27 protein-coding genes are annotated in these 25,525 nt (G+C 70.7%); 7 read left to right on the top strand and 20 right to left on the bottom strand.

Annotated elements, in window-relative coordinates; genetic code table 11:
* Positions 1-58: 58 nt before the first annotated feature.
* From FH610_RS39595 to FH610_RS39575, 5 genes are all read right to left on the bottom strand, one after another.
* Positions 59-1,705 carry an acetolactate synthase gene (locus tag FH610_RS39595; protein ID WP_139580378.1) on the bottom strand — a complete coding sequence of 549 codons (1,647 nt, stop codon included), beginning with the start codon at positions 1,703-1,705 and terminating at the stop codon, positions 59-61.
* A 157-nt stretch (positions 1,706-1,862) separates the two neighbouring features.
* Entirely contained in the window at positions 1,863-2,861 is a 999-nt protein-coding gene (gene bioB, locus FH610_RS39590; RefSeq protein ID WP_139580377.1) for a biotin synthase BioB, read from the bottom strand.
* Between the two features lie 34 nt (positions 2,862-2,895).
* Positions 2,896-3,618 carry a dethiobiotin synthase gene (bioD, locus tag FH610_RS39585; RefSeq protein ID WP_139580376.1) on the bottom strand — a complete coding sequence of 241 codons (723 nt, stop codon included), beginning with the start codon at positions 3,616-3,618 and terminating at the stop codon, positions 2,896-2,898.
* A 256-nt stretch (positions 3,619-3,874) separates the two neighbouring features.
* Positions 3,875-4,603: a GntR family transcriptional regulator gene (locus FH610_RS39580; protein WP_079316286.1), complete on the bottom strand. Its 729-nt coding sequence runs from the start codon at positions 4,601-4,603 to the stop codon at positions 3,875-3,877.
* Positions 4,600-5,778 carry an 8-amino-7-oxononanoate synthase gene (locus FH610_RS39575; RefSeq protein WP_139580375.1) on the bottom strand — a complete coding sequence of 393 codons (1,179 nt, stop codon included), beginning with the start codon at positions 5,776-5,778 and terminating at the stop codon, positions 4,600-4,602. Before FH610_RS39575 ends, FH610_RS39580 begins: the two co-directional genes overlap by 4 nt.
* 68 nt (positions 5,779-5,846) lie before the next feature.
* On the opposite strand from FH610_RS39575, the gene FH610_RS39570 reads away from it, so the two are divergent.
* The gene (locus FH610_RS39570; protein WP_139580374.1) at positions 5,847-7,310 is read left to right on the top strand and encodes a sensor histidine kinase; all 1,464 of its coding nucleotides are present in this window, start codon (positions 5,847-5,849) and stop codon (positions 7,308-7,310) included.
* Between the two features lie 269 nt (positions 7,311-7,579).
* Here FH610_RS39570 and FH610_RS39565 read toward each other — a convergent pair whose 3' ends face one another.
* Positions 7,580-7,834, bottom strand: coding sequence for a WhiB family transcriptional regulator (locus FH610_RS39565; protein ID WP_139580373.1), 255 nt, complete (start codon positions 7,832-7,834; stop codon positions 7,580-7,582).
* A gap of 285 nt (positions 7,835-8,119) precedes the next feature.
* On the bottom strand, positions 8,120-9,112 hold the full coding sequence (locus FH610_RS39560; protein ID WP_139580372.1) for a diacylglycerol/lipid kinase family protein: 993 nt from the start codon (positions 9,110-9,112) through the stop codon (positions 8,120-8,122).
* Positions 9,113-9,199: 87 nt separating this feature from the next.
* Here FH610_RS39560 and FH610_RS39555 point away from each other — a divergent pair, with 87 nt between their 5' ends.
* Positions 9,200-9,601, top strand: a complete 402-nt coding sequence (locus tag FH610_RS39555; protein WP_240809468.1) for a hypothetical protein — start codon at positions 9,200-9,202, stop codon at positions 9,599-9,601.
* Between the two features lie 105 nt (positions 9,602-9,706).
* Here FH610_RS39555 and FH610_RS39550 read toward each other — a convergent pair whose 3' ends face one another.
* The 3 genes from FH610_RS39550 to sodN form a co-directional block, all read right to left on the bottom strand.
* Complete coding sequence (locus FH610_RS39550) at positions 9,707-10,507, bottom strand: RNA polymerase sigma factor SigF (protein ID WP_139580371.1); 801 nt, start codon at positions 10,505-10,507, stop codon at positions 9,707-9,709.
* Positions 10,507-10,932, bottom strand: coding sequence for an ATP-binding protein (locus tag FH610_RS39545; protein WP_079316287.1), 426 nt, complete (start codon positions 10,930-10,932; stop codon positions 10,507-10,509). Before FH610_RS39545 ends, FH610_RS39550 begins: the two co-directional genes overlap by 1 nt.
* Positions 10,933-11,145: 213 nt before the next feature.
* Positions 11,146-11,547: a superoxide dismutase, Ni gene (sodN, locus tag FH610_RS39540; protein WP_139580370.1), complete on the bottom strand. Its 402-nt coding sequence runs from the start codon at positions 11,545-11,547 to the stop codon at positions 11,146-11,148.
* An 84-nt stretch (positions 11,548-11,631) separates the two neighbouring features.
* Here sodN and FH610_RS39535 point away from each other — a divergent pair, with 84 nt between their 5' ends.
* Positions 11,632-11,946 carry a S24 family peptidase gene (locus FH610_RS39535; RefSeq protein ID WP_240809467.1) on the top strand — a complete coding sequence of 105 codons (315 nt, stop codon included), beginning with the start codon at positions 11,632-11,634 and terminating at the stop codon, positions 11,944-11,946.
* Between the two features lie 57 nt (positions 11,947-12,003).
* Here the strand turns inward: FH610_RS39535 and FH610_RS39530 are convergent, their stop codons facing one another.
* Positions 12,004-12,531 carry a CGNR zinc finger domain-containing protein gene (locus FH610_RS39530; RefSeq protein WP_139580369.1) on the bottom strand — a complete coding sequence of 176 codons (528 nt, stop codon included), beginning with the start codon at positions 12,529-12,531 and terminating at the stop codon, positions 12,004-12,006.
* Between the two features lie 294 nt (positions 12,532-12,825).
* Here FH610_RS39530 and FH610_RS39525 point away from each other — a divergent pair, with 294 nt between their 5' ends.
* A complete protein-coding gene (locus tag FH610_RS39525) occupies positions 12,826-13,989 on the top strand; it encodes an NAD(P)-dependent malic enzyme (RefSeq protein WP_240809466.1) in 1,164 nt (387 codons plus the stop codon).
* Positions 13,990-14,197: 208 nt separating this feature from the next.
* A complete protein-coding gene (locus tag FH610_RS39520) occupies positions 14,198-15,619 on the top strand; it encodes an NsdA family TPR-like regulatory protein (protein WP_139580367.1) in 1,422 nt (473 codons plus the stop codon).
* A 16-nt stretch (positions 15,620-15,635) separates the two neighbouring features.
* On the opposite strand, the gene FH610_RS39515 is transcribed toward FH610_RS39520, so the two are convergent.
* The 4 genes from FH610_RS39515 to FH610_RS39500 all read right to left on the bottom strand — a co-directional run bounded on the left by FH610_RS39515 (position 15,636) and on the right by FH610_RS39500 (position 19,914).
* Positions 15,636-16,757: a trypsin-like serine peptidase gene (locus FH610_RS39515; protein WP_240809465.1), complete on the bottom strand. Its 1,122-nt coding sequence runs from the start codon at positions 16,755-16,757 to the stop codon at positions 15,636-15,638.
* Positions 16,758-16,925: 168 nt separating this feature from the next.
* Positions 16,926-17,210 (bottom strand): hypothetical protein, encoded by a 285-nt coding sequence (locus tag FH610_RS39510; protein ID WP_139580366.1) that lies wholly within the window; start codon positions 17,208-17,210, stop codon positions 16,926-16,928.
* Between the two features lie 69 nt (positions 17,211-17,279).
* Positions 17,280-18,461, bottom strand: a complete 1,182-nt coding sequence (locus FH610_RS39505; RefSeq protein WP_139580365.1) for a trypsin-like serine peptidase — start codon at positions 18,459-18,461, stop codon at positions 17,280-17,282.
* 286 nt (positions 18,462-18,747) lie between these two features.
* A complete protein-coding gene (locus FH610_RS39500) occupies positions 18,748-19,914 on the bottom strand; it encodes a trypsin-like serine peptidase (protein ID WP_139580364.1) in 1,167 nt (388 codons plus the stop codon).
* Between the two features lie 211 nt (positions 19,915-20,125).
* On the opposite strand from FH610_RS39500, the gene FH610_RS39495 reads away from it, so the two are divergent.
* Entirely contained in the window at positions 20,126-20,617 is a 492-nt protein-coding gene (locus FH610_RS39495) for an SSI family serine proteinase inhibitor (RefSeq protein ID WP_139580363.1), read from the top strand.
* A gap of 134 nt (positions 20,618-20,751) precedes the next feature.
* Here the strand turns inward: FH610_RS39495 and FH610_RS39490 are convergent, their stop codons facing one another.
* Entirely contained in the window at positions 20,752-21,897 is a 1,146-nt protein-coding gene (locus FH610_RS39490; protein ID WP_139580362.1) for a trypsin-like serine peptidase, read from the bottom strand.
* A 347-nt stretch (positions 21,898-22,244) separates the two neighbouring features.
* Between FH610_RS39490 and FH610_RS39485 the strand changes: the two genes are divergently transcribed.
* Positions 22,245-23,207: a zinc-binding dehydrogenase gene (locus FH610_RS39485; RefSeq protein ID WP_139580361.1), complete on the top strand. Its 963-nt coding sequence runs from the start codon at positions 22,245-22,247 to the stop codon at positions 23,205-23,207.
* On the opposite strand, the gene FH610_RS39480 is transcribed toward FH610_RS39485, so the two are convergent.
* From FH610_RS39480 to FH610_RS43390, 4 genes are all read right to left on the bottom strand, one after another.
* Positions 23,197-23,427: a hypothetical protein gene (locus FH610_RS39480; protein WP_139580360.1), complete on the bottom strand. Its 231-nt coding sequence runs from the start codon at positions 23,425-23,427 to the stop codon at positions 23,197-23,199. The genes FH610_RS39485 and FH610_RS39480 overlap by 11 nt on opposite strands.
* Before the next feature lie 43 nt (positions 23,428-23,470).
* Positions 23,471-24,211 carry a helix-turn-helix transcriptional regulator gene (locus tag FH610_RS39475; RefSeq protein WP_139580359.1) on the bottom strand — a complete coding sequence of 247 codons (741 nt, stop codon included), beginning with the start codon at positions 24,209-24,211 and terminating at the stop codon, positions 23,471-23,473.
* A 73-nt stretch (positions 24,212-24,284) separates the two neighbouring features.
* Positions 24,285-25,106, bottom strand: coding sequence for a DUF4097 family beta strand repeat-containing protein (locus tag FH610_RS39470; protein WP_139580358.1), 822 nt, complete (start codon positions 25,104-25,106; stop codon positions 24,285-24,287).
* Positions 25,107-25,291: 185 nt separating this feature from the next.
* On the bottom strand, positions 25,292-25,465 hold the full coding sequence (locus tag FH610_RS43390; RefSeq protein ID WP_167538827.1) for a DUF6104 family protein: 174 nt from the start codon (positions 25,463-25,465) through the stop codon (positions 25,292-25,294).
* Between the last annotated feature and the right edge of the window lie 60 nt (positions 25,466-25,525).

Here is a 25,525-nt window from a genome sequence, read left to right as displayed (position 1 = left end):
ATCGGAGGGATGACCGCCGGGCTCCGCCCGGGTGTCACGGGCGGAGCCGTACGCGCGGTCACACCCCGGTCGTGTTGCGCGGGTAGGCGATGGCCGGGTCGGTGGCGATGTTCACCAGATAGGGCACGCCGGAGTCGAAGGCGCGGCGCAGCGCAGGGCCGATCTCGCCCGGCGACGTGACGAGCTCCCCGCCGCCGCCGAGCGCGGTGACGACCTGGTCGTAGCGGCACTGCGGCTGGAGCTCGGCCGCCACGTCGTAGCCGTACAGCATCTGCATGGGGTGCTTCTCCAGGCCCCACATGCCGTTGTTGCCGCAGATCATGACGACCGGCAGGCGGTGGCGGACCAGCGTGTCGACGTCCATCAGCGAAAAGCCCGCCGCGCCGTCGCCGAGCAGCAGCACGACCTGTGACGACGGCCTCGCCAGACGGGCCGCGATGGAGTAGCCGAGCCCGGTGCCGAGGCAGCCGTACGGGCCGGGGTCGAGCCAGTTGCCGGGCCGGCGCGGCTCGACGTACTTGCCGGCGTAGGAGACGAAGTCGCCGCCGTCGCCGATGACGACCGCGTCGTCGGCGAGCACCTTGTTCAGCTCGCCGTAGATGCGCATCGGGTGGATCGGGTCGGCGTCGGACTCCAGCAGGGCCGCGTCCCCGGCGGTCGCCGCCGCCGCGGCCTCGCTCAGCCCGCTCACCCACGGCTCATACGCCTTGGGGTTCACTCCGGCCGTCCCGCAGGCCGCGGACAGCCCCCAGAAGATGACCGACAGGTCGCCGGCGGCCGACCCGGACAGACCGGTGTGCGTCGCGAGCTGGGAGGGCGCGTCGGCGATGTGGACGACCCTGGCGAGCGGCGCGTCCTCCTTGCCGCCGAACCAGCCGTACGCGAGGCGGAAGTCGAGCGGAGTGCCGACCACGATGACGAGGTCGGCCTGGCCGAAGGCGACGCCCCGGGCGCGGGTGACCAGCAGCTCGTGCCCGGCGGGCAGGATGCCCCGGCCCTGGCCGTTGGGGACGACGGGCAGGCGCCACTCCTCGGCGAAGTCCCGCGCGGCCTCCTCGGCGCGCTCCATCCAGACGTCCGAGCCGAGCACCAGCACCGGGCGCTCGGCCTCGGCGAGCAGCCTCGCGATGCCGGCGAGCGCCTCGGGGTCGGGCTCCAGGGGCGACGGGGTCAGCGTCTCGGAGACGTACTCGGGCGACGGGGAGAACAGATCGTCCATGTGGAAGTCCAGGAACACCGGGCCGCGATGCGGGGCCAGGGCGGTGCGGAAGGCCATCTCGACGTCCTGCCCGATGGAGTCCGCGCCCGACCCGGTGAAGGCGAGCTTGGTGATGGGCTCGAACAGCGGCGGATGGTCCATCTCCTGCAGGGCCCCGGAGCCCCACCGTGAGCGCGGGGCGCGCCCGCCGAGCACGACGACCGGGGAGCCGTTGAAGTGAGCGGTGGCGACCCCCGAGACGCCGTTGGTGACGCCGGGGCCGGCCGTGAGCACGGCGAGGCCGGGCTGCCGGGTCAGCCGGGCCGTCGCCTCGGCCGCGAACACCGCGCTCTGCTCATGGCGCACGTCCAGAATGCGCATGTTCTGATGGACGGCCCCGTCGTACAAGGGGAAGACGTGCCCACCGGACAGCGTGAACATCGTGTCCACGCCGTAGGCCTGGGAGACGGCGACGGCGATGTCGCCTGCGTGTTTGGGGGACTCCATAGGGTGAAACCTACCAGTCGGTCAGTAACCGGAACAGATGGGCGGCCAATGCCCTCCAGCCACAGGAGAACCTCGGTCACTCCCGCTGATGCCCGGTGTCGCCGCGCCTACTCCGCCCTCGCGGACTGGGATTCCATCCGGTCGCCCGCCGACGGCGTCAGAGGGTCTGGGAGAGCGCCTTGACGGGCATCTTGAGGTCGGCGAGCAGCTCCAGGTCACGCTCGGGCGCGCGGCCCAGGGTGGTCAGGTAGTTGCCGACGATGATGGCGTTGACGCCGCCCAGCATGCCGTCCCTCGTGCCGAGGTCGCCCAGGGTCAGCTCGCGGCCCCCGGCGTACCGCAGGATCGTGCGCGGCAGGGCGAGGCGGAACGTGCCGATCGTCTTCAGCGCCTCGGTGCCCTCGACGAGGGGCTGGTCGGCGAACGGCGTGCCCGGCCGGGGGTTGAGGAAGTTGAGCGGCACCTCGTCGGGCTCCAGCTCGCCGAGCTGGGCGGCGAACTCGGCCCGCTGCTCCAGGGTCTCTCCCATGCCGACGATGCCACCGCAGCACAGCTCCATCCCCGCCTCCCGGATCATGAGGCAGGTGTCCCAGCGCTCCTCCCAGGTGTGCGTGGTGACCACGTGGGGGAAGTGCGACCGGGCGGTCTCCAGGTTGTGGTTGTAGCGGTGGACCCCCATCTCGGCCAGTTCGTCCACCTGTGTCTGGGTGAGCATGCCGAGCGAGCAGGCCACGTTGATGTCGACCGCCTCGCGGATCGCCTTCACGCCCTCGCGGACCTGGTCCATCAGCCGCCGGTCGGGCCCGCGTACGGCCGCGACGATGCAGAACTCCGTCGCCCCGGTCGCGGCCGTCTCGACGGCCGCCCGGACGAGCGAGGCGATGTCGAGCCAGGCCGCGCGCACCGGAGAGGAGAACTGGCCGGACTGCGAGCAGAAGTGGCAGTCCTCCGGGCAGCCGCCGGTCTTGAGCGAGACGATCCCCTCCACCTCGACCTCGGGACCGCACCACTTCATCCGCACCTCGTGCGCCAGCGCGAGCAGGTCGGGCAGGCGCTCGTCCGGCAGCGTCAGGCACTCGAGCGCCTGGGCCGCGTCGAGGCCCCTGCCCTCGTCCAGAACCCGAACGCGGGCGATCTCCAGGATGTCGGTCCTCACGCGGCACTCCCGTCGGTCCTCGGCGGCACTCCTGTCACAGGGGCAGCTTAAGGGTCGAGCGGAATCGGGCCGGGTCGAACATGCCGCCGAGGGCGGGAGCGAGTCCGGCGCGGGCGGCCCGGGCGAACGCCTCCCGATCGAGCGCGTCCGCGCCCTCCGGCAGCGCGCCCGACAGCGGCCGGGCGGCGAGCATCTCCAGATCGGCGACGTTCGACCGCTCGGCGAGCCCAGGATCGGCCGGCCACGACCCGATCACCACGCCCGCCAGATCGAGGCCCCGGCCCGCCACGGCCTCGAGCGTCAGCGCCGTGTGGTTGAGCGTGCCCAGCGCGGCGCGCGCCACCACGAGGACGGGGGCGTGCAGCCGCCGCGCCAGGTCCGCGAGGGTGCCGCCCTCCTCGTCGTAGCGGACCAGCAGGCCCCCGGCGCCCTCGACGAGCACCAGCCGGTGCGACTCGGCCAGCTCCTCGATCCGCGCCGCCGCCGATGCGAGCGACAGCGGCGGCATGCCCGAGACGCGGGCAGCCGCGGCGGGCGAGAGCGGATCGGGATACCGCGTCATCTCGAAGGTCGTCGTCACCCCCGACAGGCGGATCACCTCGTCGAGGTCTCCGGGCTCCCCGGCCGCCACCCCGGTCTGCGCCGGCTTCACCACCGCGACCGTCGCGTCCCGCTCCCTGGCCAGAACGGCGAGCGCGGCCGTCACCACCGTCTTGCCGACCCCGGTGTCCGTCCCGGTCACGACGAGAATGCTCACTGTGTTCCCCGCTTCGCTGTCGGGGCGCTCCAACCCGCCAAGTCGTGCCGGAGGCGCGCCATGGGCACTTCCCTCGTCGCGCTCTGGTCGCTGTGTTCCTTCGCCTCGCTCCGCTCGGCTGCTCGGGGCGCCTTCAGGCCGTGTCTTCCCTCGTCGCGCTTGGTCGCTTCGCTCCCGCGCGCTCCTCAGTCCAGATTGGCGGCGCGCACCTCGGCTCGCTCGGTGTTTTTCCGCTTCCTCTCGGAGCCATGGGCCCTCAGGGGCGGCGGAGGCGGGTGACGAACTTGTAGCGGTCGCCGCGGTAGAGCGACTGGGCGTACTCGACGGGGTTGCCGTCGGCGTCGAAGGCGTGCCGGGTCAGCAGCAGCATGGGCAGGCCGACGTCCACTCCCAGCACCTGCGCGTCGTACGGCGTGGCGAGCACGGTCTCGATGACCTCCTCGGCGTCGGTCAGCCGCACGTTGTAGGCGTTGTGCAGGGTCTCATACAGCGAGGAGTGCACCTCCAGCTCGCGCCGCAGGCGGGGGAACCGGCGGGCGGACAGGTGCGTGGTGTCGATGGACATCGGCTCGCCGTTGGCCAGGCGCAGGCGGTGGATCCGCAGGACCCGGCCGCCGGGGTTGATGGCCAGCCGCCGTCCGAGCGCCTCGTCGGCGGTGATGTAGCTGATGTCGAGGATCTTGGTGTCCGGCTCCAGGCCGACCGTGCGCAGATCACCCGTGTAGGAGGTGAGCTGGAGGACCTGGGCGACCTTGGGCTGGGCGACGAACGTGCCCTTGCCCTGGATGCGCAGCAGCCTCCCCTCGACCACGAGCTCCGACAGCGCCTGCCGGACCGTCGTCCGGGAGGTCTCGAAGCGCACCGCCAAGGTGCGCTCGGGCGGGAGCGCGCTGCCCGCGGGCAGGCTCTTGGTGAGCTCAAGAAGACTGCGCTTCACGTCGTAGTACTTCGGAACCCGGGGAGAGTCCTCGCTGTGCTCCGTCACCTGTCCACCCTCAACTCGCCCAACTCAGGCAACATCGTCAACTCGGCCACAGCGGTGAGCGCACCCCGGACCACCGCGAGATCATCGGACCTCAGATCGGCCCTCGCGGTCAACCGCAGACAGGACCGGCCCCGAGGCACCGATGGTGGGCGGAAGCATCCCACGCGGACCCCGAGTTCCGCACACAGGGCTCCCGCTGACAGGGCGAGCCTGGGCGAGCCGAGCACGACCGGCACCACGGCGGCCGCCGGATCGGCCGTCTCCAAGCCGAGCCCGCGGGCCAGCGCGGCCAGCTCCCTGGCTCTCAGCCGAGCGCGTCCGGGCAGGTCAGCGGCGCTTTCCAGGATATCGAGAGCGGCCAGGGCGGCACCGGCACAGGCCGGTGCGAGGCCGGTGTCGAAGATGAACGACCGGCCGGTGTCCACGAGCGTGCCGATCACCTCGGGGGCCCCCAGGACGGCGCCGCCCTGGGAGCCCAGGGACTTCGACAACGTGACGGTTCTCACAATGTCCGCACATCCGGCGAGGCCCGCCGCGTGCACCGCGCCCCTGCCGTGGTCGCCCACCACGCCGAGCGCGTGGGCCTCGTCCACCACCAGCAGCGCGCCGTGCCGTACGGCCGCCTCGTGCAGGGCGCGCAGCGGCGCCAGGTCGCCGTCGACGGAGAAGACGGCGTCGGTGACGACGAGGGCGTGCTCCTCGGCACGCTCGGCGAGGGCCTTGTCCACCGCCTCCGCGTCCCCGTGCGGCGTGACCACGACCCGCGACCGCGACAGCCGGCAGGCGTCCACGATCGAGGCGTGGTTGCCCGCGTCCGAGACGATCAGGCCGCCCCGGCCGAGGGCGGCGACCGCGGCGAGGTTGGCGAGGTAGCCCGAGGAGAACACCAGGGCCCCGGCCGCTCCGGCGAACGCCGCGAGCCGGTTCTCCAGCTCGGCGTGGAGCCGGGTGGAGCCGGTGACCAGACGCGAGCCCGTCGAGCCCGCCCCCCACTCCCGGGTGGCCCGTACGGCCGCCTCGACGAGCCGCTCGTCCCGCGAGAGCCCCAGGTAGTCGTTGGAGGCCAGGTCGAGCAGGCCGTCGTGGTCGGGCGTGCGCGGGCGGAGGGTGCGGCGCAGGCCCGCCGCCTCCCGTTCGGCGGCGGCCGCGCGCAGTCTGTCCAGCGGCCCTGTCATGAGGTGCATCTTGCCAGGTGGCGATGGTCGATTCGCTTTCGACCCGGACGGCGGCGCATCATGCACTCGTGCCGACTCTCAGCGACCTGGTGTCGCGCCACACCGCACTCGATTCCGCCGGCGTCGACTGGATCCACTCACTGGTCTCGGACTGGCAGTTGCTCGCCGATCTGTCGTTCGCCGACCTCATACTGTGGGTTCCCGACCAGAGCGGCACGAGGTGGGTGGCGGTGGCCCAGATGCGGCCTACGACCGGCCCCACCGTCTACCACGACGACGTCGTGGGCATGTCCATCCCCACCGGGGAGCGGCCGCTGATCGACGTGGCCTGGGCCGAGCACCGCATCTGCAGGGAGGGCGATCCCGACTGGTCCAGCGGCGTCCCGGTGCGCGAGGAGACGATCCCGGTGCGGCGGGGCAAGGACGGCCCGATCATCGGGGTCATCCAGCGCTCGACCAACCTGTCGTCGGCGCGCACCCCGTCCCGCCTGGAGCTGACCTACCTGCAGAGCGCGTCCGATCTGGCGCAGATGGTGGCCGAGGGCAGGTTCCCCTTCGCGGAGGAGGAGCCGATCCTGGTCAGGTCGCCCCGGGTGGGCGACGGCCTGCTCCGCCTGGACAAGGCCGGGCGGGTCACCTACGCCTCGCCCAACGCGCTGTCGGCCTACCGCAGGCTCGGCCTGCACGCCGACCTCGTGGGGGCGGACCTGGGGAAGACGACCGCCGACCTGTGCTACTCCGACGAGCCGATCAACGAGGACCTGATGGTCGTCGCCAGCGGGCGGGCCCCCCGGGAGACCGAGGTGGAGAACGGCGGCACGGTCGTGCAGCTACGGGCGATCCCGCTGATCGTCGGCGGTGGCCGCATCGGTGCGCTGGTGCTGATCCGCGACGTGACCGAGCTGCGGCGGCGCGAGCGGGAGTTGCTCACCAAGGACGCGACGATCCGCGAGATCCACCACCGGGTCAAGAACAACCTGCAGACGGTGGCCGCACTGCTGCGGCTCCAGGCGCGCCGGCTGAACAACCCGGAGGGCCAGGAGGCGCTGAACGAGGCCGTACGGCGGGTCGGCTCGATCGCGATCGTCCACGAGATCCTCGCTCAGATGCCGGAGGAGATGGTCGAGTTCGACGACATCGCCGACCGGGTCATCGCGATGACGGCGGAGGTGGCGCTCGCGCAGGTGGCGATCAAGCGGGTCGGCAGCTTCGGCGTGCTGCCCGCCGCGGTCGCGACCCCCATCGCCATGGTGCTGACGGAGTTGCTGCAGAACGCCGTCGAGCACGGGTTCGCCCACTCCTCCGGGAACGTCCAGATCCTCGTCTCCCGCGACGCCGACCGGCTGGAGTTCACGGTGGCCGACGACGGCAAGGGCCTGCCCGAGGACTTCGACCTGGAAGCCACGGGAAGCCTCGGTCTTCAGATCGTCCGTACGCTGGTCGTCGGCGAACTGTCGGGCCGCCTGGGCGTGGCCAGGAGAGACAGCGGCGGCACCGAGGTCAGCCTCAGCATCCCGGTGCAGTCGGGCTGATCTCCCGCAGGGGCCTCGGTCTCCCGCAGGGCCTGTGTTCCCACAGGGCATCGGTCTCCCGCAGGGCCTTGGGCTCGCGGGACGCTCCACAGGGGGTCCCGCTGTGCGAGACCGGTGTGGGGGATGCCATAGTGGACGCGATGCGTTGGTGGACAGACGGCCCTATGGGCGGGAGGCTACGCGGCCGTCCCGGCCTTGCTCCGATGCCCCGCGAATCGGTGAATGCCATGGCAGGCATCCACCGAAGGCGTTCGCGTGCGGCGGGGGAGTCAGACGGCGGCGCGGGCGCGGGCGCGAGCCGTACGGCGCTTGAGGGCGCGACGCTCATCCTCGCTGAGCCCGCCCCAGACTCCGGCGTCCTGGCCCGACTCGAGGGCCCACTTGAGACAGGACTCGACGACCGTGCATCGCCGGCATACCTGCTTGGCCTCTTCGATCTGCATGAGCGCCGGACCAGTGTTCCCGATCGGGAAGAACAGTTCGGGGTCCACGTCACGGCAGGCAGCGCGGTGGCGCCAGTCCATGCGTTCCACTCCTTCGTCAAATGGAGCCTCCGTGGCTCCTCTGGCCGTCAACTTTGTGAACTCTTTCACTAGCTGATGCGAACGATCACCCGGATCCTGGGTGGGGGCCGGGCTCGTCCGCGTGATCGCCGGGGCTCCTTACGGAGGCGGTGGTCTCCGTAAAGGTCCTACGTTCCGACGTCGTGTTCAGCTTTTCAGCCGTTCCAACACCACACAAGAGGTTTGGGACAAGGTTTTGCCCGTCGTGGCTGTCGGATGCGTCACACTATGACTACATGTAACAGGCTAGACGAGGACTTGTAACGCGTCCGGGATTGCACGGAAGATCACCCACTCGTGTTCTCCCAGGTAGTCGCCGTCGAGCTGGAAGGCGACCGGGCGGGAGGAGCGGAGGGTGAACTCGGCCTCGTCATGGATCTGAACGAGGTGTTTACCGCGCGGCAATCCCCGGTGTTCGCCGATGATCTGCCGGACGAACGCGAGCACGGTCGGCAGGGTCATCTTCCGGAGCCCGATCATGTCGAGCCCCGTCTCGAAACCGGCCCACGGCGTCGGGTTGATCGGACGTGTGCCGGCGTATGTCCACGGCGACGTGTTGGACACGATCGCCATGAAGATCCCATCCTCTGTCGGCCGGCCGGGACGCGTCAGCCGGAGCGCCGGCCGTCGGCGGTCCGTCACGAAGAAGTGGCGGACCGTCGTGTTCACGTAGAGAGCGGGCAGCGCGCGATGCCCCGCGCTCCGCAGGCCCTCCACGGCTCGGACGACCTCGGCGTCGTATCCCAGCCCAGCACAAAATGTGAAATATCTAGACCTTTTCTGGTCAGGTGGCGCATCTGCCCCCGGGTCGGGGCCCGAAACCTCGTCGTGCCAAATTGCCTGTCCCAAGCCGATGGTCCGGCGACGTCCTTCACGTAGCGCCTCCAGAACGGCGCCGGTCGCCTCGACCGGGTTGTTGGGCAGCCCGAGGGCGCGGGCGAAGACGTTGGCGCTGCCCCCGGGGATCACGATGAGCGCGGGCCGTTCGCTCGCGCCGCCGGTGGGCCGGGCGTCCAGCAGGCCGTTGACGGTTTCGTTGATCGTGCCGTCGCCGCCGAGGACCGCGACGGCGTCGAAGCCCTTCGCGTGCGCGGTGGCGGCGAGCGCGGTCGCGTGGCCGCGGTAGGCGGTCTCCTCGACCGACAGGTCGACGGCGGCGCCGAGCGCCCGGATCAGCACGTCCCGGGTACGCCGGTGTGTCGAGGTCGCCTTGGGATTGACGAGGAGGAGTGCCCGCATGCCTGAAGGTTAACGAACGGTTTACCGCTCGTGCCGGGTGACGCCTACTCGAGGAGGCGACCGTATCTGCGGGTAGGGTTGGGCGGTGTGATCAGCAGTTCCGTCGGCCGCCCCGGCACACTGACCGTGGCCGCCGCCGTCCTGGCCGCGGAGGGCCTGCTCGCCCTCGTCTTGGGCGGTTATGTCGGCGTCGAGACCGTGATCGGCAAACCCACCGACATGGTCACCAGCATCGCGGTGGCCGGGTTCGGCGTGCTCGGCGGCGCCCTGCTGCTCTGGGTCGCCTGGGGCGTGTGGCAGGTGCTGCGCTGGAGCCGGGGCCCGGCCGTGGTGACGCAGATATTCGCGCTTCCGGTGGCGATCAGCCTCATCCAGTCCGCGCAGTACGCGTTCGGCATCCCGCTCATCGCCGCGGCGGCGGTCGCCCTGGTCGCGCTGCTCGCGCCGGCCTCCACCCACGCCCTGATGGGCGAGGACGGCGCGCGCTGAGCAGAAGGCACCGGGGCAGGCACCGGCCAATGACCGGGCGCCGCCGGGGGGAGCGCGGCGTCGCGGTCGTCCGTCACTGATCGTCCCGCCGTCCGGGCCGGACGATCAGTCCTCGGCGGTGAGGCCCTCGCGGAGCTGGGCCAGGGTCCGGGCGAGCAGCCGGGACACGTGCATCTGCGAGATTCCCAGTTCGGTGGCGATCTGCGACTGCGTCATGTTGCCGAAGAAACGCAGCAGCAGGATCCGCTTCTCACGTGGAGGCAGGCGCTCGAGCAGCGGCTTGAGCGACTCGCGATACTCCACGCCCTCCAGCGACTCGTCCACGATGCCGAGCGAGTCGGACACGGCGGGAGCGTCGTCGTCGCCGGAGTCCGGCGCGTCGAGCGACACGGTGGAGTAGGCGTTGGCCGACTCCAGGCCCTCCAGGACCTCCTCCTCGCTCATGCCCAGGTGGGCGGCGAGCTCGGCGACCGTGGGCGCCCGGCTCTCCCGCTGCGACAGCTCGCTTATCGCCTTGGTGAGCGAGAGCTTCAGCTCCTGCAGCCGGCGCGGCACGCGGACCGCCCAGCCCTTGTCGCGGAAGTGCCGCTTGATCTCGCCGACGATGGTCGGGGTGGCGTACGTGGAGAACTCAACGCCGCGTGCGAGGTCGAAACGGTCGATCGACTTGATCAGCCCGATCGTGGCGACCTGCGTGAGGTCGTCGAGCCACTCGCCCCGGTTGCGGAAGCGGCGGGCCAGGTACTCCACCAGTGGCAGGTGGAGCTCGACCAGCTCGTCGCGGATGCGCTGGCGCCTCGGGTCGTCCGGCGGGAGCTCCGACAGCTCGGCGAAGAGTGTGCGCGCGCGTACGCGGTCCGGCACCGCCGAGTCGCCGGAGGTCATCGCACTCGTCCTTTCCGTCATCACGACGGCCTCGCCGTGCTCCGGCGCTTACGCAGCACGATCGCCAGGTGGTCGGCGTGATCGGAGATGGCGTCCACGTCGTCGGCCAGCGCGGTCAGCACCATCCAGGCGAAGTCCTCCCGGTTGGGCGAGCTGACGCCGAGCGTGTTGACCTCGACGCGAACCGTCATCTCCTGGCCCGTGAGCTCGAACTCCGCGAGGAGGTCCGTTCCGGGCACGGCGTGCCGCAGCAACATGGCGCACGCCTCGTCGACGGCGATGCGCAGGTCCTCGATCTGGTCGAGGGTGAAGTCGAGCCGTGCGGCGAGCCCGGCGGTTGCCGTGCGCAGCACGGACAGGTAGGCGCTCACGGCGGGCAGCCGGACACTCACAGCATCGCGAATCCCGGTCAGATCCACCGCAGGCGTCTCGGTTTCCTCGGTCACGTTCCTCCTCGCCCCTTCAGCTGGCTGAGTGCCGCTGACTGCAACTTACCGCCACTCGCGCGGTGCTGCCCCGGCTGGACGCGCTGATTGTGGCGTTCCTTGGAGGTAACTGCACGTAAATTCCGTACTACCGAATATGGAGTTTGTATGGGCCTTGGGATGATCTGGCCCCGCGCGGCCGTGGAGGCCGTGCGGGGCCCGAGATCCCGAGGCTCAGGCGGCCTTGGTCTCCCAGAAGATCTTGGCGATCTCGTCGATCTTCGCGAGCAGGTCGTCGGCCAGGGAGGGGTCGACGGTGCCCTTGGCGCCGGCGGCGCCGGCGAGCTTCGTTGCGTCCCAGAAGAGCTGGTGGAGCTGCGGGTACTGCTCCAGGTGCGGGGGCTTGAAGTAGTCGGTCCACAGCACCCACAGGTGATGCTTGACCAGCTCGGCCCGCTGTTCCTTGATGATCAGCGCGCGGGTCCTGAAGACCGGGTCGTCGTTGTCGGCGTACTTCTTAATGATCGCCTTCACCGACTCGGCCTCGATGCGGGCCTGCGCCGGGTCGTAGACCCCGCACGGCAGGTCGCAGTGGGCGGACACCTCGTGCCGGGGTCGCAGCAGTCGTGCGAGCATCGGAATCCTTCCTTAGGAATGCTGGTGACAGCACTGTTCCAGGACCGACCTTACTCGTCTCGAAATCACTGTGCGGAGGGGGATGTGCTCACCGCCGTGTGTGTCTCCGGCGACTCGATGCTGCCCGCGTTGCGGCCGGGAGACTGGCTGCTGGTACGGCTCGGCGCCCCCGTCCGCCCGGGTGACGTGGTGGTCGCCAGGCGGCCGCACGGGCTGATCGTCAAGCGGGCCTTCCGGCTCACCGGCGACGGCTGGTGGCTGGAGAGCGACAACCAGTCGGCCCCCGGGCGCCGCGACAGCTGGGACTTCGGCGCCGTGCCCGAGGAGGACGTCGTCGGCAGGGTCGTGCTGCGTTACTGGCCCCGGCCCGCGCTGCGCTTCCCCGCGCCGGCCGCCTGACCGCGCCCCCGCAGGCCGCCCGGCACCGGAATCGGGCGCCCCGCTTGCGCGCCCGGGTCAGGCGCCGCGCTTGCGCGCGCGATAGGCGGCCACGTTGGCCCGGCTGGCGCACCGCTCCGAGCAGTAGCGGCGTGACCGGTTGGAGGAGGTGTCGAGGTAGGCGTTGCGGCACGGCGTCGCCTGGCAGATGCCGAGCCGGTCCACGCCGAGCCGGGTCACGACGCTGGCCAGGCCCATGACCGACCCGACCGCGAGGGCGTCGGCGACCCGGCCGCCCTCGGTCAGGTGCAGGTGCCAGGGCTGCCCGTCGTGCCCCGAGATCTGCGGATGCACGGGATGGCGGACCAGCAGCCCGTTGAGCCGCTCGACCACATCCACGTCGTCGCCCTCGGCGGCGGACGCGAAGACTCCCGCGAGCTCGTCGCGCAGCTCGCACAGCGCGTCGATGTCACGGCGGGTCAGGCGGGCGGCCGCCTCCGTGCGGCCCGTCTCCTCCAGCAGGGCTCGCAGGGAGAAGGGGTTTTTGAGTTCGTCGCCCATGTTGACCAGCTGAACGGCCAGCTCGGCGTAAGACGTCAAGTCCACTGGGGCGCCCAAATAGGTAAGAGATCACCGGCAAAGCCGAGTATTACACGCCCGATGGCCTGGGGGAACACCTGGGCGTGCACCGATATGTGACCCGATCGGGCAGGGGCGGTTGTCACTTCGTGTGGCACAATCAGGGAACGGGTGACCCCCGTACCCCCCTCAAGAGACGACCGTCAACGACGACGGCCTCCGGCGGCTACCGAAGCCAGGGCTCTCGTTCTCTTGACGGCGTCTACCGAAGGAACTCGTCCTTTCGACACTGGGGTCGCTGTGACCGTTACACCTGTCTCCTTGGAATCTCTCGACCTGGATCCCGCTTTCGCGCTGCACCGCGGCGGCAAGCTGGAGGTCCGCTCCACCGTCCCGGTCCGCAACGCCGACGACCTGTCGCTCGCGTACACGCCGGGGGTCGCCCGCGTCTGCACCGCCATCGCCGACAACCCGGACCTGGTCAACGACTACACCTGGGTCTCCAACGTCGTGGCCGTGGTCTCCGACGGCACCGCCGTACTGGGGCTCGGCGACATCGGGCCGGCCGCGGCCATGCCCGTGATGGAGGGCAAGGCCCTGCTGTTCAAGCAGTTCGCCGACGTCGACGCGGTGCCGATCTGCATCGACTGCACCGACGTGGACGCGATCGTCGAGACCGTGGTCAGGCTCGCGCCGTCGTTCGGCGGCATCAACCTGGAGGACATCAGCGCCCCCCGCTGCTTCGAGGTGGAGGAGCGCCTGCGGGCGCTTCTCGACATCCCCGTCTTCCACGACGACCAGCACGGCACCGCGATCGTGGTCCTCGCCGCGCTGCGCAACGCGGCCCGCCTCACCGGGCGGTCCCTCGGCGACCTGCGCGCGGTGGTGGCCGGCGCCGGCGCCTCCGGCGTCGCGGTGTCGCGAATCCTGCTGAACGCCGGGATCGGCGACATCGCGGTCTCCGACTCCAAGGGCGTAATCCACGCCGGCCGCGAGGACCTGAACCCGGTCAAGCGGGCGCTGGCCCGCGACACCAACAAGGCCGGCCTGTCCGGGTCGACCGAGCAGGCGCTCGCCGGCGCCGACGTGTTCGTCGGCCTGTCCGGCTCGACGGTCTCGGAGCGGGCCATCGCGGCGATGGCGGCGGACTCGATCGTGTTCGCGCTGTCCAACCCCACCCCGGAGGTGGACCCCGCGGTGGCGGCCCGGCACGCCCGGGTGGTCGCCACCGGCCGGTCCGACTACCCCAACCAGATCAACAACGTGCTGGCCTTCCCCGGGGTCTTCCGCGGCGCGCTCGACGTCCGCGCCACGACGATCACGGAGAACATGAAGGTGGCGGCGGCGGACGCGCTGGCGGCCGTGGTCGGGGACGACCTCGCCGAGAGCTACGTCATCCCCTCGCCGTTCGACGCCCGGGTCGCGCCCGCGGTGATCTCCGCCGTGGCGCGGCAGGCCCGGGAGGACGGCGTCGCCCGCAAGTAGCCGTCCTGCACGCCCGGACGTAGGCACGGACCCGGAAGGGCCGCGCACCGCGTGACACGCGTGGTGTGCGGCCCTTCGTCTTTCCTCGTCAGCCTCTCCTTGTCAAGACCGTCAAACATTTGGGAATCCCTTTAGGTCCTCACGGTTAGTGCTATAAAGAAAGCTCTCCGTAACCAACTCGGCTATTGCCTGTCCCGGTTGGAGAGCGATGCGACGTGACCCCAACCGCCTGCTCCAGCAGCACCTCACCGAAGCCGGACTGTCCCGCAAGGGCCTGGCCCGGCGGCTCAACGGTCTCGGCTCGGCCCGGGGGCTGCGGGGAATGCGGTACGACCACGGTTCCGTGCTGCGCTGGATCGGCGGACGCCGCCCGCGCGAACCGGTTCCCGGCCTGCTGGCCGAGATCTTCTCGCTGCGGCTGGGGCGGCAGGTGTCCAGGGAGGACATCGGCATGCCGCGCGGAACGGTCCCCGCCGATCTGGGACAGGAGTTCCCCCATTCGTGGGAGGAGGGTGTGGCAAGCGTGACAGCACTGTGGAGGGCCGACGTCGAGCGGCGCAGGTTCCTGCTCGACTCCACCTTCGCCCTGGGAGCGGGCTCGGCGGGCATGTTCCGCTGGCTGGGGGCGCCCGACGGGGAACGGCTCTCCGCGAACGGGCCGCGCCGGGTCGGGCCCTCTGACGTGGCCGCGATCCGTGAGGTCACCCGGTCGTTCAGCGAGCTGGACAACCGGTTCGGCGGCGGCAGCATCCGCGGCCCGGTCGTGCGCTACCTGCACACCGCCGTGACGCCGCTGCTGCGCGAGGGCGCGTACGGCGAGGCCACCGGGCGCTCGCTGGCGACCGCGGCGGCCGAGCTGACCCGGCTGGCGGGATGGATGGCCTACGACCTGGAGCAGCACGGGCTGGCCCAGCGCTACCTGATCCAGGCGCTCGGCCTGGCGCGCGGCGCGGGCGACCACGCCCTGTGCGGTGAGATCCTGGCCGGGATGAGCCATCAGGCCGTCTACATCGGGCATTCCCGGCACGCGCTGGAGCTGGCCAGGGCGGCCGTCGCGGCGGCCCGGCGCTCGGGGGTCGGCACGCTGCTGGCCGAGGCCCGGGTGCTTGAGGCGCACGCCCTGGCCCTGCTCGGGGAGCGCACGGCCTGCGGCGGCGCGCTGCACGAGGCGGAGGTCGCCTTCGACCAGCGCAAACCCCAGAACGAGCCCGGCTGGATCGGCTACTTCGACGAGGCCTACCTGGCCGCGAAGTCGGCCCACTGCCTGCGCGACCTCGGTGACGGGGCGCGGGCCGTACGGCAGGCCCGGCGCTCGCTGGTGATGGACGGGCGCTATGTGCGCGGCAAGATGTTCAACCTGTCGCTGCTCGCCACGGCGCTCATCCAGGAGGGCGAACTGGAGGAGGCGTGCCAGGCGGCGTCGTCGGCTCTCGATCTGGCCGACGGCATCCAGTCGGCGCGCACCCGGACGTACGTGGCGGACATGTGCCGCCGGTTCGCGCCGTACGCCGCGGAGCCGCGGGTGGCGGAGCTGCTGGAGCGCGGCCGGGGCCGCGCGGCGAGTAGGGAAAGCACGGGCGGGGAGAGCGCGGGCAGGCGCAGCGCGAGCAGGGAGGCGGTCGGCGTCTGAACAGGCGCCGGCCGCCTCAGCCGGCGCGCCGGGCCGCGTTGTAGACCTGGAACAGTTCTCCGTCGAAGTACGGCGACAGGCCGGTCGCCGGGCCGGAGAGGCCGATCGTCAGGCCGTTCAGGTACCCCAGGCCGCGTACGCCGCGGTAGGCGGCCAGCCACGGCGACCCGGAGGCGGCGGTGAAGGCCGAGCGCACGGCGACCAGCTCGTTCGCCCTCCTGGACAGGTCCTGGGCCAGGAAGGGCCTGCCGTACGCACGGGTGAGCCGGGTGCGCCCGCTCGCGGGGCCCTCGGCGGTCCGCATCGGGTAGCCGAAGATGGCGAGCGGCCGGTCGACCGGCAGGTTGTAGGCGAGGCCCTGCCCGCCGACCTTGTCGCCGAGACGCCCCGCGGGAAGCAGCCTGACGCCGGTGTAGCCGGAGGCCGTGCGGTACTTCGGCCCGGCGGAGAACGCCGCGTACTGCGCCGCGTCCCGCAGCGTGACGCGCTTGGGCAGCACACCGGCGTGGACGCTGACGAACGCGTAGTCGCGGTCCAGGTCGCCATACCTGGTGAAGTCGCTGTGGGCGAAGGCCCGGTCGCCGGCGTAGACGCCCCACGGCGTGCCGCCGCCGGCGAACCCCGGAATGAAGATCCAGTAGCGGTAGGGCGTCGCGGTGGACTCCGCTGTGGCCTCTGCCGCGGGCCTCGTGGCGTACACGCAGTGCCCGGCCGTCGCCACGAGATTGCGGTGATCGGACTGTACGGACGTGCCCGCGCACCAGTGGGGGCGGCCGTCCGAACCGACGAAGAAGACCTTGCCCGTCGTCCTCGGCAGGTTGACGTTCCTCGACGGGCCGGTGGCCCGCTTGACCCCGGCGGAGGCCGGCACCACACCCCGTACGCCGCCGGGAGCGGTGTCCCCGGCCGTGACGCGGGTGGCGTCGATCCCGGCCGGCGCGGAAGCGGGAGTGGCCCCCGCGAGCGAGCGCCCGCCGTCCCTGAGCCAGTAGGCGATCACCGCCGTCACCTTCGCGCCGGAGACGAGGGGCGTCGTCACGGTGATCTCGTAGGCGTGAGCGGGCACCGCCGTCCCGCCGACGAGCAACGCGGCCGTCGCCGCCGCACCCCACAGCGGGGGGAGGAGGATGCGCTTCAACCGGATCTCCTTGCTGTGGAACGTCTCCCGCGCCCCACGCGTGAATGGGCTGCGAGGAACATACAGCGATGGGGATCAAGTCGGGAAAACAACGCGGACGGAGCGTGGTTCTCCCCGGAGCGCCGAAGTGCCCCGCCGCGGTGCGGCGGGGCACTTCCAGGGGGGTGCTCAGGCCTGTGTGGTGAGACTCGGGGCCTCCTGGGCGAAGGTGATGACGATGTCCCGGCCGTTGGCGTAGCTGACCACCGGCCGCTGCAGCGTCTCACCCACCCTGCGGGCGACCGTCTGCCACAGATCCACCATTTCCGGGCTGTCGGCGGTGATCCTGAACCGCCCCTGCGTGACGAGGTGTCCGGCCACGAGCTGCGAGAAGGTGATCTCGCTACGCGCCCGTTCCTCCGCGTTCAGGGGGGTGCGCCGGAAGGCGGGCTGCGTACCGGAAGGGTGGGTCATCGCTGGTCTCCTCGTGATCGCCGTCCACTCAGCATGCCACTCGCGGACAGGCTCCGAGGCGTCCGCGACTCAGGCGATGGAGCCGGACCAGTTGTTGGCGGCGGCCTTGTAGACGCCGTAGGTCTCGCCGTCGAAGTACGGGGAGACGCTGGTGTCGATCCGCTGGTTGCCGTCGGTGTCGGAGACGCCGCTGGTGACGCCGTTCAGGTAGCCGAGCCGCTTGGCGCTGCTGTACCTCAGCAGCCACGACGAGCCCGAGGAGCCCTCACCGGTGAAGGACGACTTGACGCCCACGAGCTCCTCGCCCTTGACCGAGGGGGCCTTGGCGGCGAAGGTCTTGCCGTACGACCACTTGAGGGTCTGGCCGGTGAAGGCGTGGTTGCCGTCCGGGTGCGACCCGCTCGGGTAGCCGAACACGTAGACCGAGCTGCCGACCTTCTGGTTGTAGGCCAGGCCCTGCGCGCCGACGTTGCTCTCGAGCCGGCCGGCGTCGGTGAACTTGATGACGTAGTACTTGCCGCCCCTGCTCTTGCGGAGGAAGCGGTCGTAGCCGGCGTAGGTCCTCCTGTCGACCTGCTTCCAGCTCCACTCGGCGACGTTGCGCAGGTCGCCGCCGCGCCCCGCCTTGATGCCGTTGTAGACGGTCACGAAGGCGTAGTCGCGGTCGCCGTCCTCGTAGACGTCGAAGTCGTAGTGGGTGTAGGCCGTCTTGCCGACGTAGATGCCCCACGGCGCCTTGCCCTGGTAGTAGCCGGGGATGAAGACCCAGCGGTCCATGGTGGCCCGGTTCGTCTTGGTGTCGTAGACGCAGTGCCCGGCGGTGGCGACCAGGTTGCCGTACTTCGAGTGGACGGAGGTCGCGCTGCACCAGTGCGGCCTGCCGTCGCCGCCGCGGAAGAAGACCTTGCCGGTGGTGCGCGGCAGGTTCACGTTCTTCAGGCTGCCGGCGGACTTCCCGCCGCCGGTGGCGGAGACGGTGCCGGGCCTGCTGTCGGCGGACGGCCCGCCGGTCGAGATGTGCTTGGCGCTGACCTGGCTCTCGTACCCGTACGGGGTGGCGTTGACCAGGTTGGAGGCTCTCTGGTTGAGCCAGTAGGCGATGACGTTCTTCGCGGCGATGCCGCTGCCGGCCAGGGTGTCGTGGGCCGTGTCACCGGCGGCCTGAGCGGGGACCGCCATCGTGGCCCCGACGAGGCCGGCGACGGCCACGCCCCCGATGGGGAGGATCAGGCGCTTGACTCGCGTGTTCATGAATCTCCAGGTGCTGTCGTGGCACGCCACATGCGTCCCACCCGTCAGTAAAGGGCTAGTAAAGACAGTACCTCTCGCCTTTATCCGTGTTTTGCCTGCTTTCGGGCACACCGCCCACGTGACTTTTCCGTGATCGTCAACACCGCTTGTCAAGATTGAGGGCGCGTCGGGCGATCAGTGCAGGTCCACTCGGACGCCTTCCGTGTCAAATCGAGCACTCGGCGCAGCCGGGGAGAGGGGGCCAGTGTGATGGAGATCACATCGGAGGCTCACTGGTCCGCGGAGATCAGCCCGTGCCCTGCTTGCTCGCCTGGGTGTACACCCGCTGAGTCAAGTGGTTGAAGTAGGGCGTGGAGACGGCGTCGAGGCGTCCGCCGCCGTTGAGGTTCCAGGTCAGGCTGGTGATCCCGGTGAGGTAGCCGGTCCGCGTGGTGGCGTTGTAGCCGATCACCCAGGGGCCGCCGCTCGCGCCGGCGGTGAACGGGCAGCCCGGCAGCCGCACCCCGTGTTCGAGCTGCCAGGTCGGCGCGCTGACGAACTTCTTCTCGGTGGTGCCGTCGCAGGACTTCACCGTCTGGCCGGTGTACGGGCGGCTGCCGTCGGGGTTGGCCCCCGCGGGATAGCCGAAAACGTACGTCGGTCGTCCGAGCGGCTTGCCGGAGGCGAAGTGGAAGGCGCTGACCTTGTCCTCCAGCCGGCCCACGTCGACGGACCGGTACTTGAGCCTTCCGCTCTCCACGTACGGCTGCCAGGAGAAGCCCCGGTGCACGGTCACGAAGGCGTAGTCGCGGTCGAAGTCGCCCTGGCCGGCGAAGTCCTCCTGCATGTAGAGCGTGTGGCCGACGAAGATGCCGGAAGGGGCGACGCCGTCGTGATAGCCGGGGATGAAGACCCAGTTCTGCACCGGCTTGTCCTGCGACAGCGCGTACGCGCAGTGCCCGGCGGTGGCGACGAGGTTGCGGCGGGCGGAGTGCACCGCGGAGGCGGAGCACCAGTACTCCTTGTCGCCGACCTTGAAGAACACCTTGCCCACCATCGGCGGGGAGGCCACGGGCGGGGGCGCCACGGCGTGCGGGGCCCCCGTGTGCGTCTTCGCGTCTCCCGGGGCCGCCGTGTGCGTCTTCGCGTCTCCCGGCCCCACCTCCGCCGCGGAGGTCGTGCTCTTGGTCGAGGGCGACGGCTTCGTGCTCGGCACGTAGCTGCTCGCCTGCTTGAGCCGCTCCGGGCTCCAGTAGGCCGCCACCCGCTGCTCGTCCGCCTGGCTGGGAGCGAGAGGAAAGGCGCTGACCCCGTTCTTGTCGACGCCGGAGACGGCGGAGACGGCGGAGACCGGCGTGATGGCCGCGCGGGACGCGGCGGTCGCGGGAACGGCCGGTCCCTGGCTCCACAGCACGGCGACCGCACTCGCGGCGGCGACGACGCCACCGGCGGCGAGTGCGAGCTTCCTGGTCACCGTGAGCCTCTCGGGGCGGAGATATGGACTGTAAGGGGTGATTTTTCCAGATCCATACGGTTGTGGCACACCTTCTTGTCCAGCTCGTTATGAATCGAGCGGAACAGATGTGATCTGTGGTACACCACGTTTCCGGTGGGATCCGGAGTGGACGCTTGCCCTGGAGGTCTCCCGTGAGAACGCTGGTCACCAGCGGAAACGGGGGGATCGCATGAAACCGCTGCTTGTCCTACTGGCCGGTGCGGCGCTGGCCGCCGGCCCCTCTGCCCAGGCCTGGGCCCAACCAGGCGCCTCCGGCGACGCCGGGACGGCCGTCCCGGCGCGGGCGGACACCTTGCCGGCTCCGCCGCCGCCCGAGGTCGCCCTGCGGGCGTCCCGGCCGCCGGCCTCCGGGGTGCGGGCGGTGATCCTGACCGTCGCGGACGGCGAGCAGGCGGAGCCGCCGACTCGGTCGGTCTTCCTGAACTGCGCTCCGGTGGGCGGCTCGCATCCGTCGGCGCAGAAGGCGTGCGCGTGGCTGAACAGGACGGGCCTCGACCCGGGCGCTCTGCGGGTGAACGCGGCCGAGCCCTGCACGATGATCTACGCACCTGTCACGGTCACCGCCAGCGGCATCTGGGACGGGAAGTACTTCCAGTTCCGGCGCACCTTCGGCAACGACTGTGAGCTGCGGTCGGCCGCCGGGGCGCTGTTCGACTTCTGACAGAGACAGTCGACCGTACACGGCGTACAGGGAACGTAAAGGTGAACCGGGGAGCCGTGACACGAGGGGGCCCGGCGGGACGTCCCGCCGGGCCCCCTGCCTGACCGAACGGCCGTGCGGTCAGACGTTCGCGGTCACTGTGTCCACCGGTTGGCGGCCACCCTGTAGACGTCGTAGGTCTCGCCGTTGAAGTACGGCGAGGAGATCCGGTCGTACCGGTCGTTGCCGTCGGTGTCCCACGCCACGCTGCTGATGCCGTTCAGGTAGCCCATGCGGGTCGCGCTCTTGTAGCCCATCAGCCAGGGGCCGCCGCTGGCGCCGGAGGTCATGCCGCAGGAGAACCCGAGGTGCTCCTGGATGTCGTACTTCGGCACGGCCGGCATCGGAGCCGACAGGCCGTAGCACCACTTCATCGTCCGCCCGGTGAAGGGGCGGTCGCCGTCGGGGTGCGGCCCGGCGGGATAGCCGAACGCGAACACCTTGACCTTGGTGCTGCGGTTCCAGGTGAAGCCCTGGCCGCCCACGTTGTCGCCGAGCCGGCCCGCCGGGGTGCGCGCATAGCGGGTGACGTCGCCGTCCCTTGTCTGGGTGAGTTTGAAGCCCGACGACACGTTCACGAACGCGTAGTCGTAGTCGTAGTCCTCTCTGACCACGAAGTCGTCGTGCGTCTGGAACCACTTCGCCGGGTAGATGCCGTACGGCGCCTTTCCCTCCCATGCCTGGTCCCCGTCCCAGTACGACGGGATGAACACCCAGTTGTCGTAGAACTGGTTGGTCACCGGGTCGTAGACGCAGTGCCCGGCCGTCGCGACGACGTTGCGGTAACGGCCCTGTACGGAGGTGCCGGAGCAGTACTTCCAGCTCTTGGGGTCCAGGGGGTTCTTGCCCGGCAGGGTGAAGAACACCCGGCCGACCGTGGGGGGCAGGTTGACCTGCTTGCTGATCTTCTTGGAACCGCCGGCCCCGCTCGTGCCGGCGCCGATCGGCGGGACGGTGCCCGCCTTGCCGTCCGCGGTGGCGTCGCCGGCCCTGCCGAAGCCCTTGACGGAGTTGCCGAGTTCCTCGGTGCGGTCCGTGGCCGCCCGCAACCGTTGCGGCGACCAGAAGGCGGCTGCCTCCGCGGGCGCCTGGGGCGCGGCCTTGGCGGTCACGTCGCCCGGGGCGGCCTGCGCCGCCGCGGTGGACGCGGCCGAGGAGGCCGTCGGGATGGCGCAGGCCACGCCGGCCGCGAGGAGCGCGCCGGTGAGGGGAACGGCCAGACGCCGTGCTCGGGGGATCATGGAGCTCCTTTCCCTGGGACGGTGAGGGTGCGTCCCATTCCTCAGGAAAACGCTCCGAGATTAATGACCGGATCTTGTGGATTGCTGCGGATATAACCAGAACAATCGGCACTTTGCCCTATCTGTTATCCATAGCGAATGGTTATGAGTGACGTAGTCCCAGGTGACGGCGCTTGGACGGCGAGACGTCGCGTCGCGGTGTCGATGGGTTTACGGTCATTCTTGACCGGTCTTGTTTGATTTCTATCGCTCTGTTCACAGTGATGGCCCCGAGTATCAAAGGCGCCGGCGGCGAGCCGTGCGGGGGGCGTCCGGGTCCGGCGCGACGGCCGGAGTAATGTTCTGGCATGTTCGCCGTCACCGCCACACAGACCGATCCGGACGACCCGATCAAGGGCCTGACGCTCGGGGAGCACCCCGAGCCCGCCGTACCGGAGGGATGGACGACCGTCACGGTCCGGGCCGCCGCGCTCAACCACCACGACCTGTGGACACTCAAGGGCGTGGGGATCAGCCAGGAGCGGCTGCCGATCGTGCTCGGCTGCGACGCGGCGGGGGTGGACGAGGACGGCAACGAGGTCATCGTCCACTCCGTCATCGGCACGCCGGTCGGGGGGGACGAGACCCTCGACCCGGCGCGTTCGCTGCTGTCGGAGAAGTACGACGGGACGTTCGCGGAGAAGGTCGCGGTGCCCCGCCGCAATCTGGTGCCCAAGCCCGCGGCGATCTCCTTCGAGGAGGCCGCCTGCCTGCCCACGGCCTGGCTGACGGCCTACCGCATGATCTTCGACAAGGCCGGGCTGGAGCCGGGCTCGACCATCCTCGTCCAGGGGGCCGGCGGCGGCGTGGCGACCGCGCTGATCGCGCTCGGCCGGGCCGGCGGCTTCCGCGTCTGGGCGACCAGCCGCTCGCAGGACAAGCGGGAGCGGGCCCTCGCGCTCGGCGCCGACCGGGTCTTCGAGACGGGCGCGCGGCTGCCCGAGCGGGTGGACGCCGTCATGGAGACGGTCGGCGAGGCCACCTGGAAGCACTCGCTCAGCTCCCTGCGCCCGGGCGGCCGGATCGTCACCTGCGGCGCGACGAGCGGCATGGTCGCCCCGACGCAGCTCGCGCAGGTCTACTTCCTGCAGAAGTCGATCATCGGATCCACGATGGGGACGCGCGAGCAGCTCGCGCGGCTCGCGGTGTTCCTGGAGCAGACGGGCGTCCGGCCGGCGATCGACCGGGTGCTGCCGCTGGCCGAGGCGGAGGAGGGGTTCGCCGCCATGCACCGCGGCGAGGTCTTCGGCAAGGTGGTCTTCACGCTCTGACGGGCGCCCGCGCGGCGAGGGCGGCGTTCTCGTCGCCGCCCTCCCGCTGCCGGTCGTCTTCAGCTCGCCGGTTGTGTTCCGCCCGCCGGCCGCGCCGGAGGGCCGGGTCGGCGTGGAGGTTCCGGCCGTCGCCCGGCCGTTCCGGCTCGCGGACCGGCCGGGCGCACGACGGTGGGAGGGGTGAGCGCAGGAACGGATCGCGCCGGCCGTACGGGCTCAACTCGGCTCCTCGCTGGTCGGTGGTGTTCGTGGGGAAGTGCCGGTCAGGGATGCAGTGCCCGGCGGATGCGCTCGGCGGCCTCGTCGAGGGCGGCCCGGCACTCGGCCAGGGCCCGTTCGTCAGGCACGCCCGCGCCGGAGGACCGGTGGACGTCGGCGACGAAGTCGGCCAGCATCCGGCTGAGCGCGGCGTCGTGACCGCCCTGCCGGCCACCGCCGAACCCCCAGGACTCCTCCCAGATCCGGCGCCACTCGTGCTGCCAGCGCTCGCTCTCCTCCTGCCACTGGCGCTTGTGGTGACGCCACTCCTCCTTCTGCCTGCGCCACTCCTCCCTGGCGTGGTCGCGCTGCCGCCGCCACTCCTCCTTCTGCTCACGCCGAAGGTCACGGTTGTCGTGGCCCATGTCCCTGGCCATCTGGGTGAGCTCCTCGCGCAGGGAACGCACGGTCTGCCGCACGTCCTCCTTCACCTCGCGCGCGATGTCCTGGACCGAGGCGGTGATCTCCTGCTCCAGGTCGGCGAGCTCGTCCATCCGGTCGTTCAGCTCGGCCCGCCCCTTGTCGGTCAGCGTGAAGACCTTCTTGCCGTCCACGACCTCGTGGGTGACCAGGCCCTCGTCCTCCAGCCGGGCCAGCCGGGGGTAGATCGTGCCGGGGGAGGGGGAGTAGACGCCGAGGAAACGGTCCTGCAGGAGCCGGATGACCTCGTAGCCGTGCCGCGGACTCTCCTCCAGCAGCTTCAGCAGGTACAGCCGCAACCGGCCGTGCCCGAACACGGGACTCATGCTCGCTCCTCGCCTTCGGCTCGGAGCGGCATGCGCCAGACGCTGCGTTCCCTGATTCGCTCGCTACGCTCGCTCATGCTCTCTCCTCTTCTCGCCTGCCGGCGGGCTGGCCGCTGAGCAGGGTGACGGCGCCGGACACCGTGGTCGCCGAGAGGGACGCCATGCCGCCGCCCAGCCGGCCGCTGAGCGAACGGGCCCCCGGGGCCGAGGTGACGTACAACTCGGGGAAGGCCGACTCGATCCTGCCTGAGGTCGAGTGAACGGACACGTCGCTGTCCACGTCGTGCGGGAGCCGTACGACGACCGCGCCCGACATGCTGTTCAGCGTGACGTGACCGGTGGGCTCCAGTTCGAGATCGGCGGTGACGCGGCCGGACACCGTGTTCGCGCGCAGCCGCCGCGGCCGGCCCGCGGCCACGGTGAGGTCGCCGGAGACGCTGGAGAAGGACAGGTCACCGGCCAGTCCTCGGCTCTCCACCGAGCCCGAGACCGTCTCGGCCTGCACCTCGCCGCTGACGCCGTCGAGGACGATCTCCCCCGACACGCCCTTCACGCCGGTGATCCCCTCCATGCCCGCCACGACGGCGGAGGCGGAGACGACCCCGGCCTGCACGGGGCACGTCTTCGGCACGGTCAGCGTCAGCGTGGTCCTGCGCGGGCCCGGGCGTAACCACCCCAGAAGCCCGTCCCACGTCAGGTCCTTGTACGCGACGGTCAGGCGGCCGTCGTCGTCGTGGGTCACCACCAGCGGCGAGCCGTCCACCTCCGTCACTTCGAGGGTCGGTGGGCCGTCACTGGCCAGCACGGCCAGCCGACCGGCCACGACGCGCACGTTGAGCGCGGTGACCTCTCCGAACGTGAGCCGTCCAGGAGAGTCGATCGTCCATTGGGGCATCGCTCAGGCCCTTCCACGCGAAGTTCTGCGCCCGCGCGGGTCGGCATCCGCGCGGACGAACCATCCACAAACAAGATATATCTCGTTCGCGCGAAGTCAAGATGTATCGCGTTTGCCGCCTCTGCCCCAGGGTCCGAGTCTCGCCCTGAGCCGTCCTCCTCGGGCGTCCTCCTCGGGCGTCCTCGTCAGTCGTCCTCGTCCAGGCGCGCGAGCCAGGTGGCCAGCCGCTCGACGGGCACCTCGAACTCGGGGTTGAGGTCCACGAACTCGCGCAGCCGCTCCGCGAGCCAGCCCACGCTGACCTCCTCCGCGCCGCGACGCTCGACGAGCTCCTCGATCCCCCTGTCGGTGAAGTACATACCTCGCTCCAGTGAATGTCCTGATCATGGAGAGAGGTCCCCCACGGGCGTGGGGGACCT

The sequence above is a fragment of the Microbispora catharanthi genome (assembly GCF_006334915.2).
Lineage (GTDB): Bacteria > Actinomycetota > Actinomycetes > Streptosporangiales > Streptosporangiaceae > Microbispora > Microbispora catharanthi.
The sequence above is the reverse complement of the archived record's forward strand: the minus strand, read 5'-3'. Positions and strand labels throughout refer to the sequence as shown.

Bases quoted from the DNA above. Each gene is read 5' to 3' on its own strand.
- FH610_RS39595 (WP_139580378.1), bottom strand. From the start codon at position 1,705: ATGGAGTCCCCCAAACACGCAGGCGACATCGCCGTCGCCGTCTCCCAG.
- FH610_RS39575 (WP_139580375.1), bottom strand. From the start codon at position 5,778: ATGACAGGGCCGCTGGACAGACTGCGCGCGGCCGCCGCCGAACGGGAG.
- FH610_RS39565 (WP_139580373.1), bottom strand. From the start codon at position 7,834: ATGGACTGGCGCCACCGCGCTGCCTGCCGTGACGTGGACCCCGAACTG.
- FH610_RS39560 (WP_139580372.1), bottom strand. From the start codon at position 9,112: ATGCGGGCACTCCTCCTCGTCAATCCCAAGGCGACCTCGACACACCGG.
- FH610_RS39550 (WP_139580371.1), bottom strand. From the start codon at position 10,507: ATGACGGAAAGGACGAGTGCGATGACCTCCGGCGACTCGGCGGTGCCG.
- sodN (WP_139580370.1), bottom strand. From the start codon at position 11,547: ATGCTCGCACGACTGCTGCGACCCCGGCACGAGGTGTCCGCCCACTGC.
- FH610_RS39520 (WP_139580367.1), top strand. From the start codon at position 14,198: ATGCGACGTGACCCCAACCGCCTGCTCCAGCAGCACCTCACCGAAGCC.
- FH610_RS39510 (WP_139580366.1), bottom strand. From the start codon at position 17,210: ATGACCCACCCTTCCGGTACGCAGCCCGCCTTCCGGCGCACCCCCCTG.
- FH610_RS39505 (WP_139580365.1), bottom strand. From the start codon at position 18,461: ATGAACACGCGAGTCAAGCGCCTGATCCTCCCCATCGGGGGCGTGGCC.
- FH610_RS39495 (WP_139580363.1), top strand. From the start codon at position 20,126: ATGAAACCGCTGCTTGTCCTACTGGCCGGTGCGGCGCTGGCCGCCGGC.
- FH610_RS39490 (WP_139580362.1), bottom strand. From the start codon at position 21,897: ATGATCCCCCGAGCACGGCGTCTGGCCGTTCCCCTCACCGGCGCGCTC.
- FH610_RS39485 (WP_139580361.1), top strand. From the start codon at position 22,245: ATGTTCGCCGTCACCGCCACACAGACCGATCCGGACGACCCGATCAAG.
- FH610_RS39475 (WP_139580359.1), bottom strand. From the start codon at position 24,211: ATGAGTCCCGTGTTCGGGCACGGCCGGTTGCGGCTGTACCTGCTGAAG.
- FH610_RS39470 (WP_139580358.1), bottom strand. From the start codon at position 25,106: ATGCCCCAATGGACGATCGACTCTCCTGGACGGCTCACGTTCGGAGAG.
- FH610_RS43390 (WP_167538827.1), bottom strand. From the start codon at position 25,465: ATGTACTTCACCGACAGGGGGATCGAGGAGCTCGTCGAGCGTCGCGGC.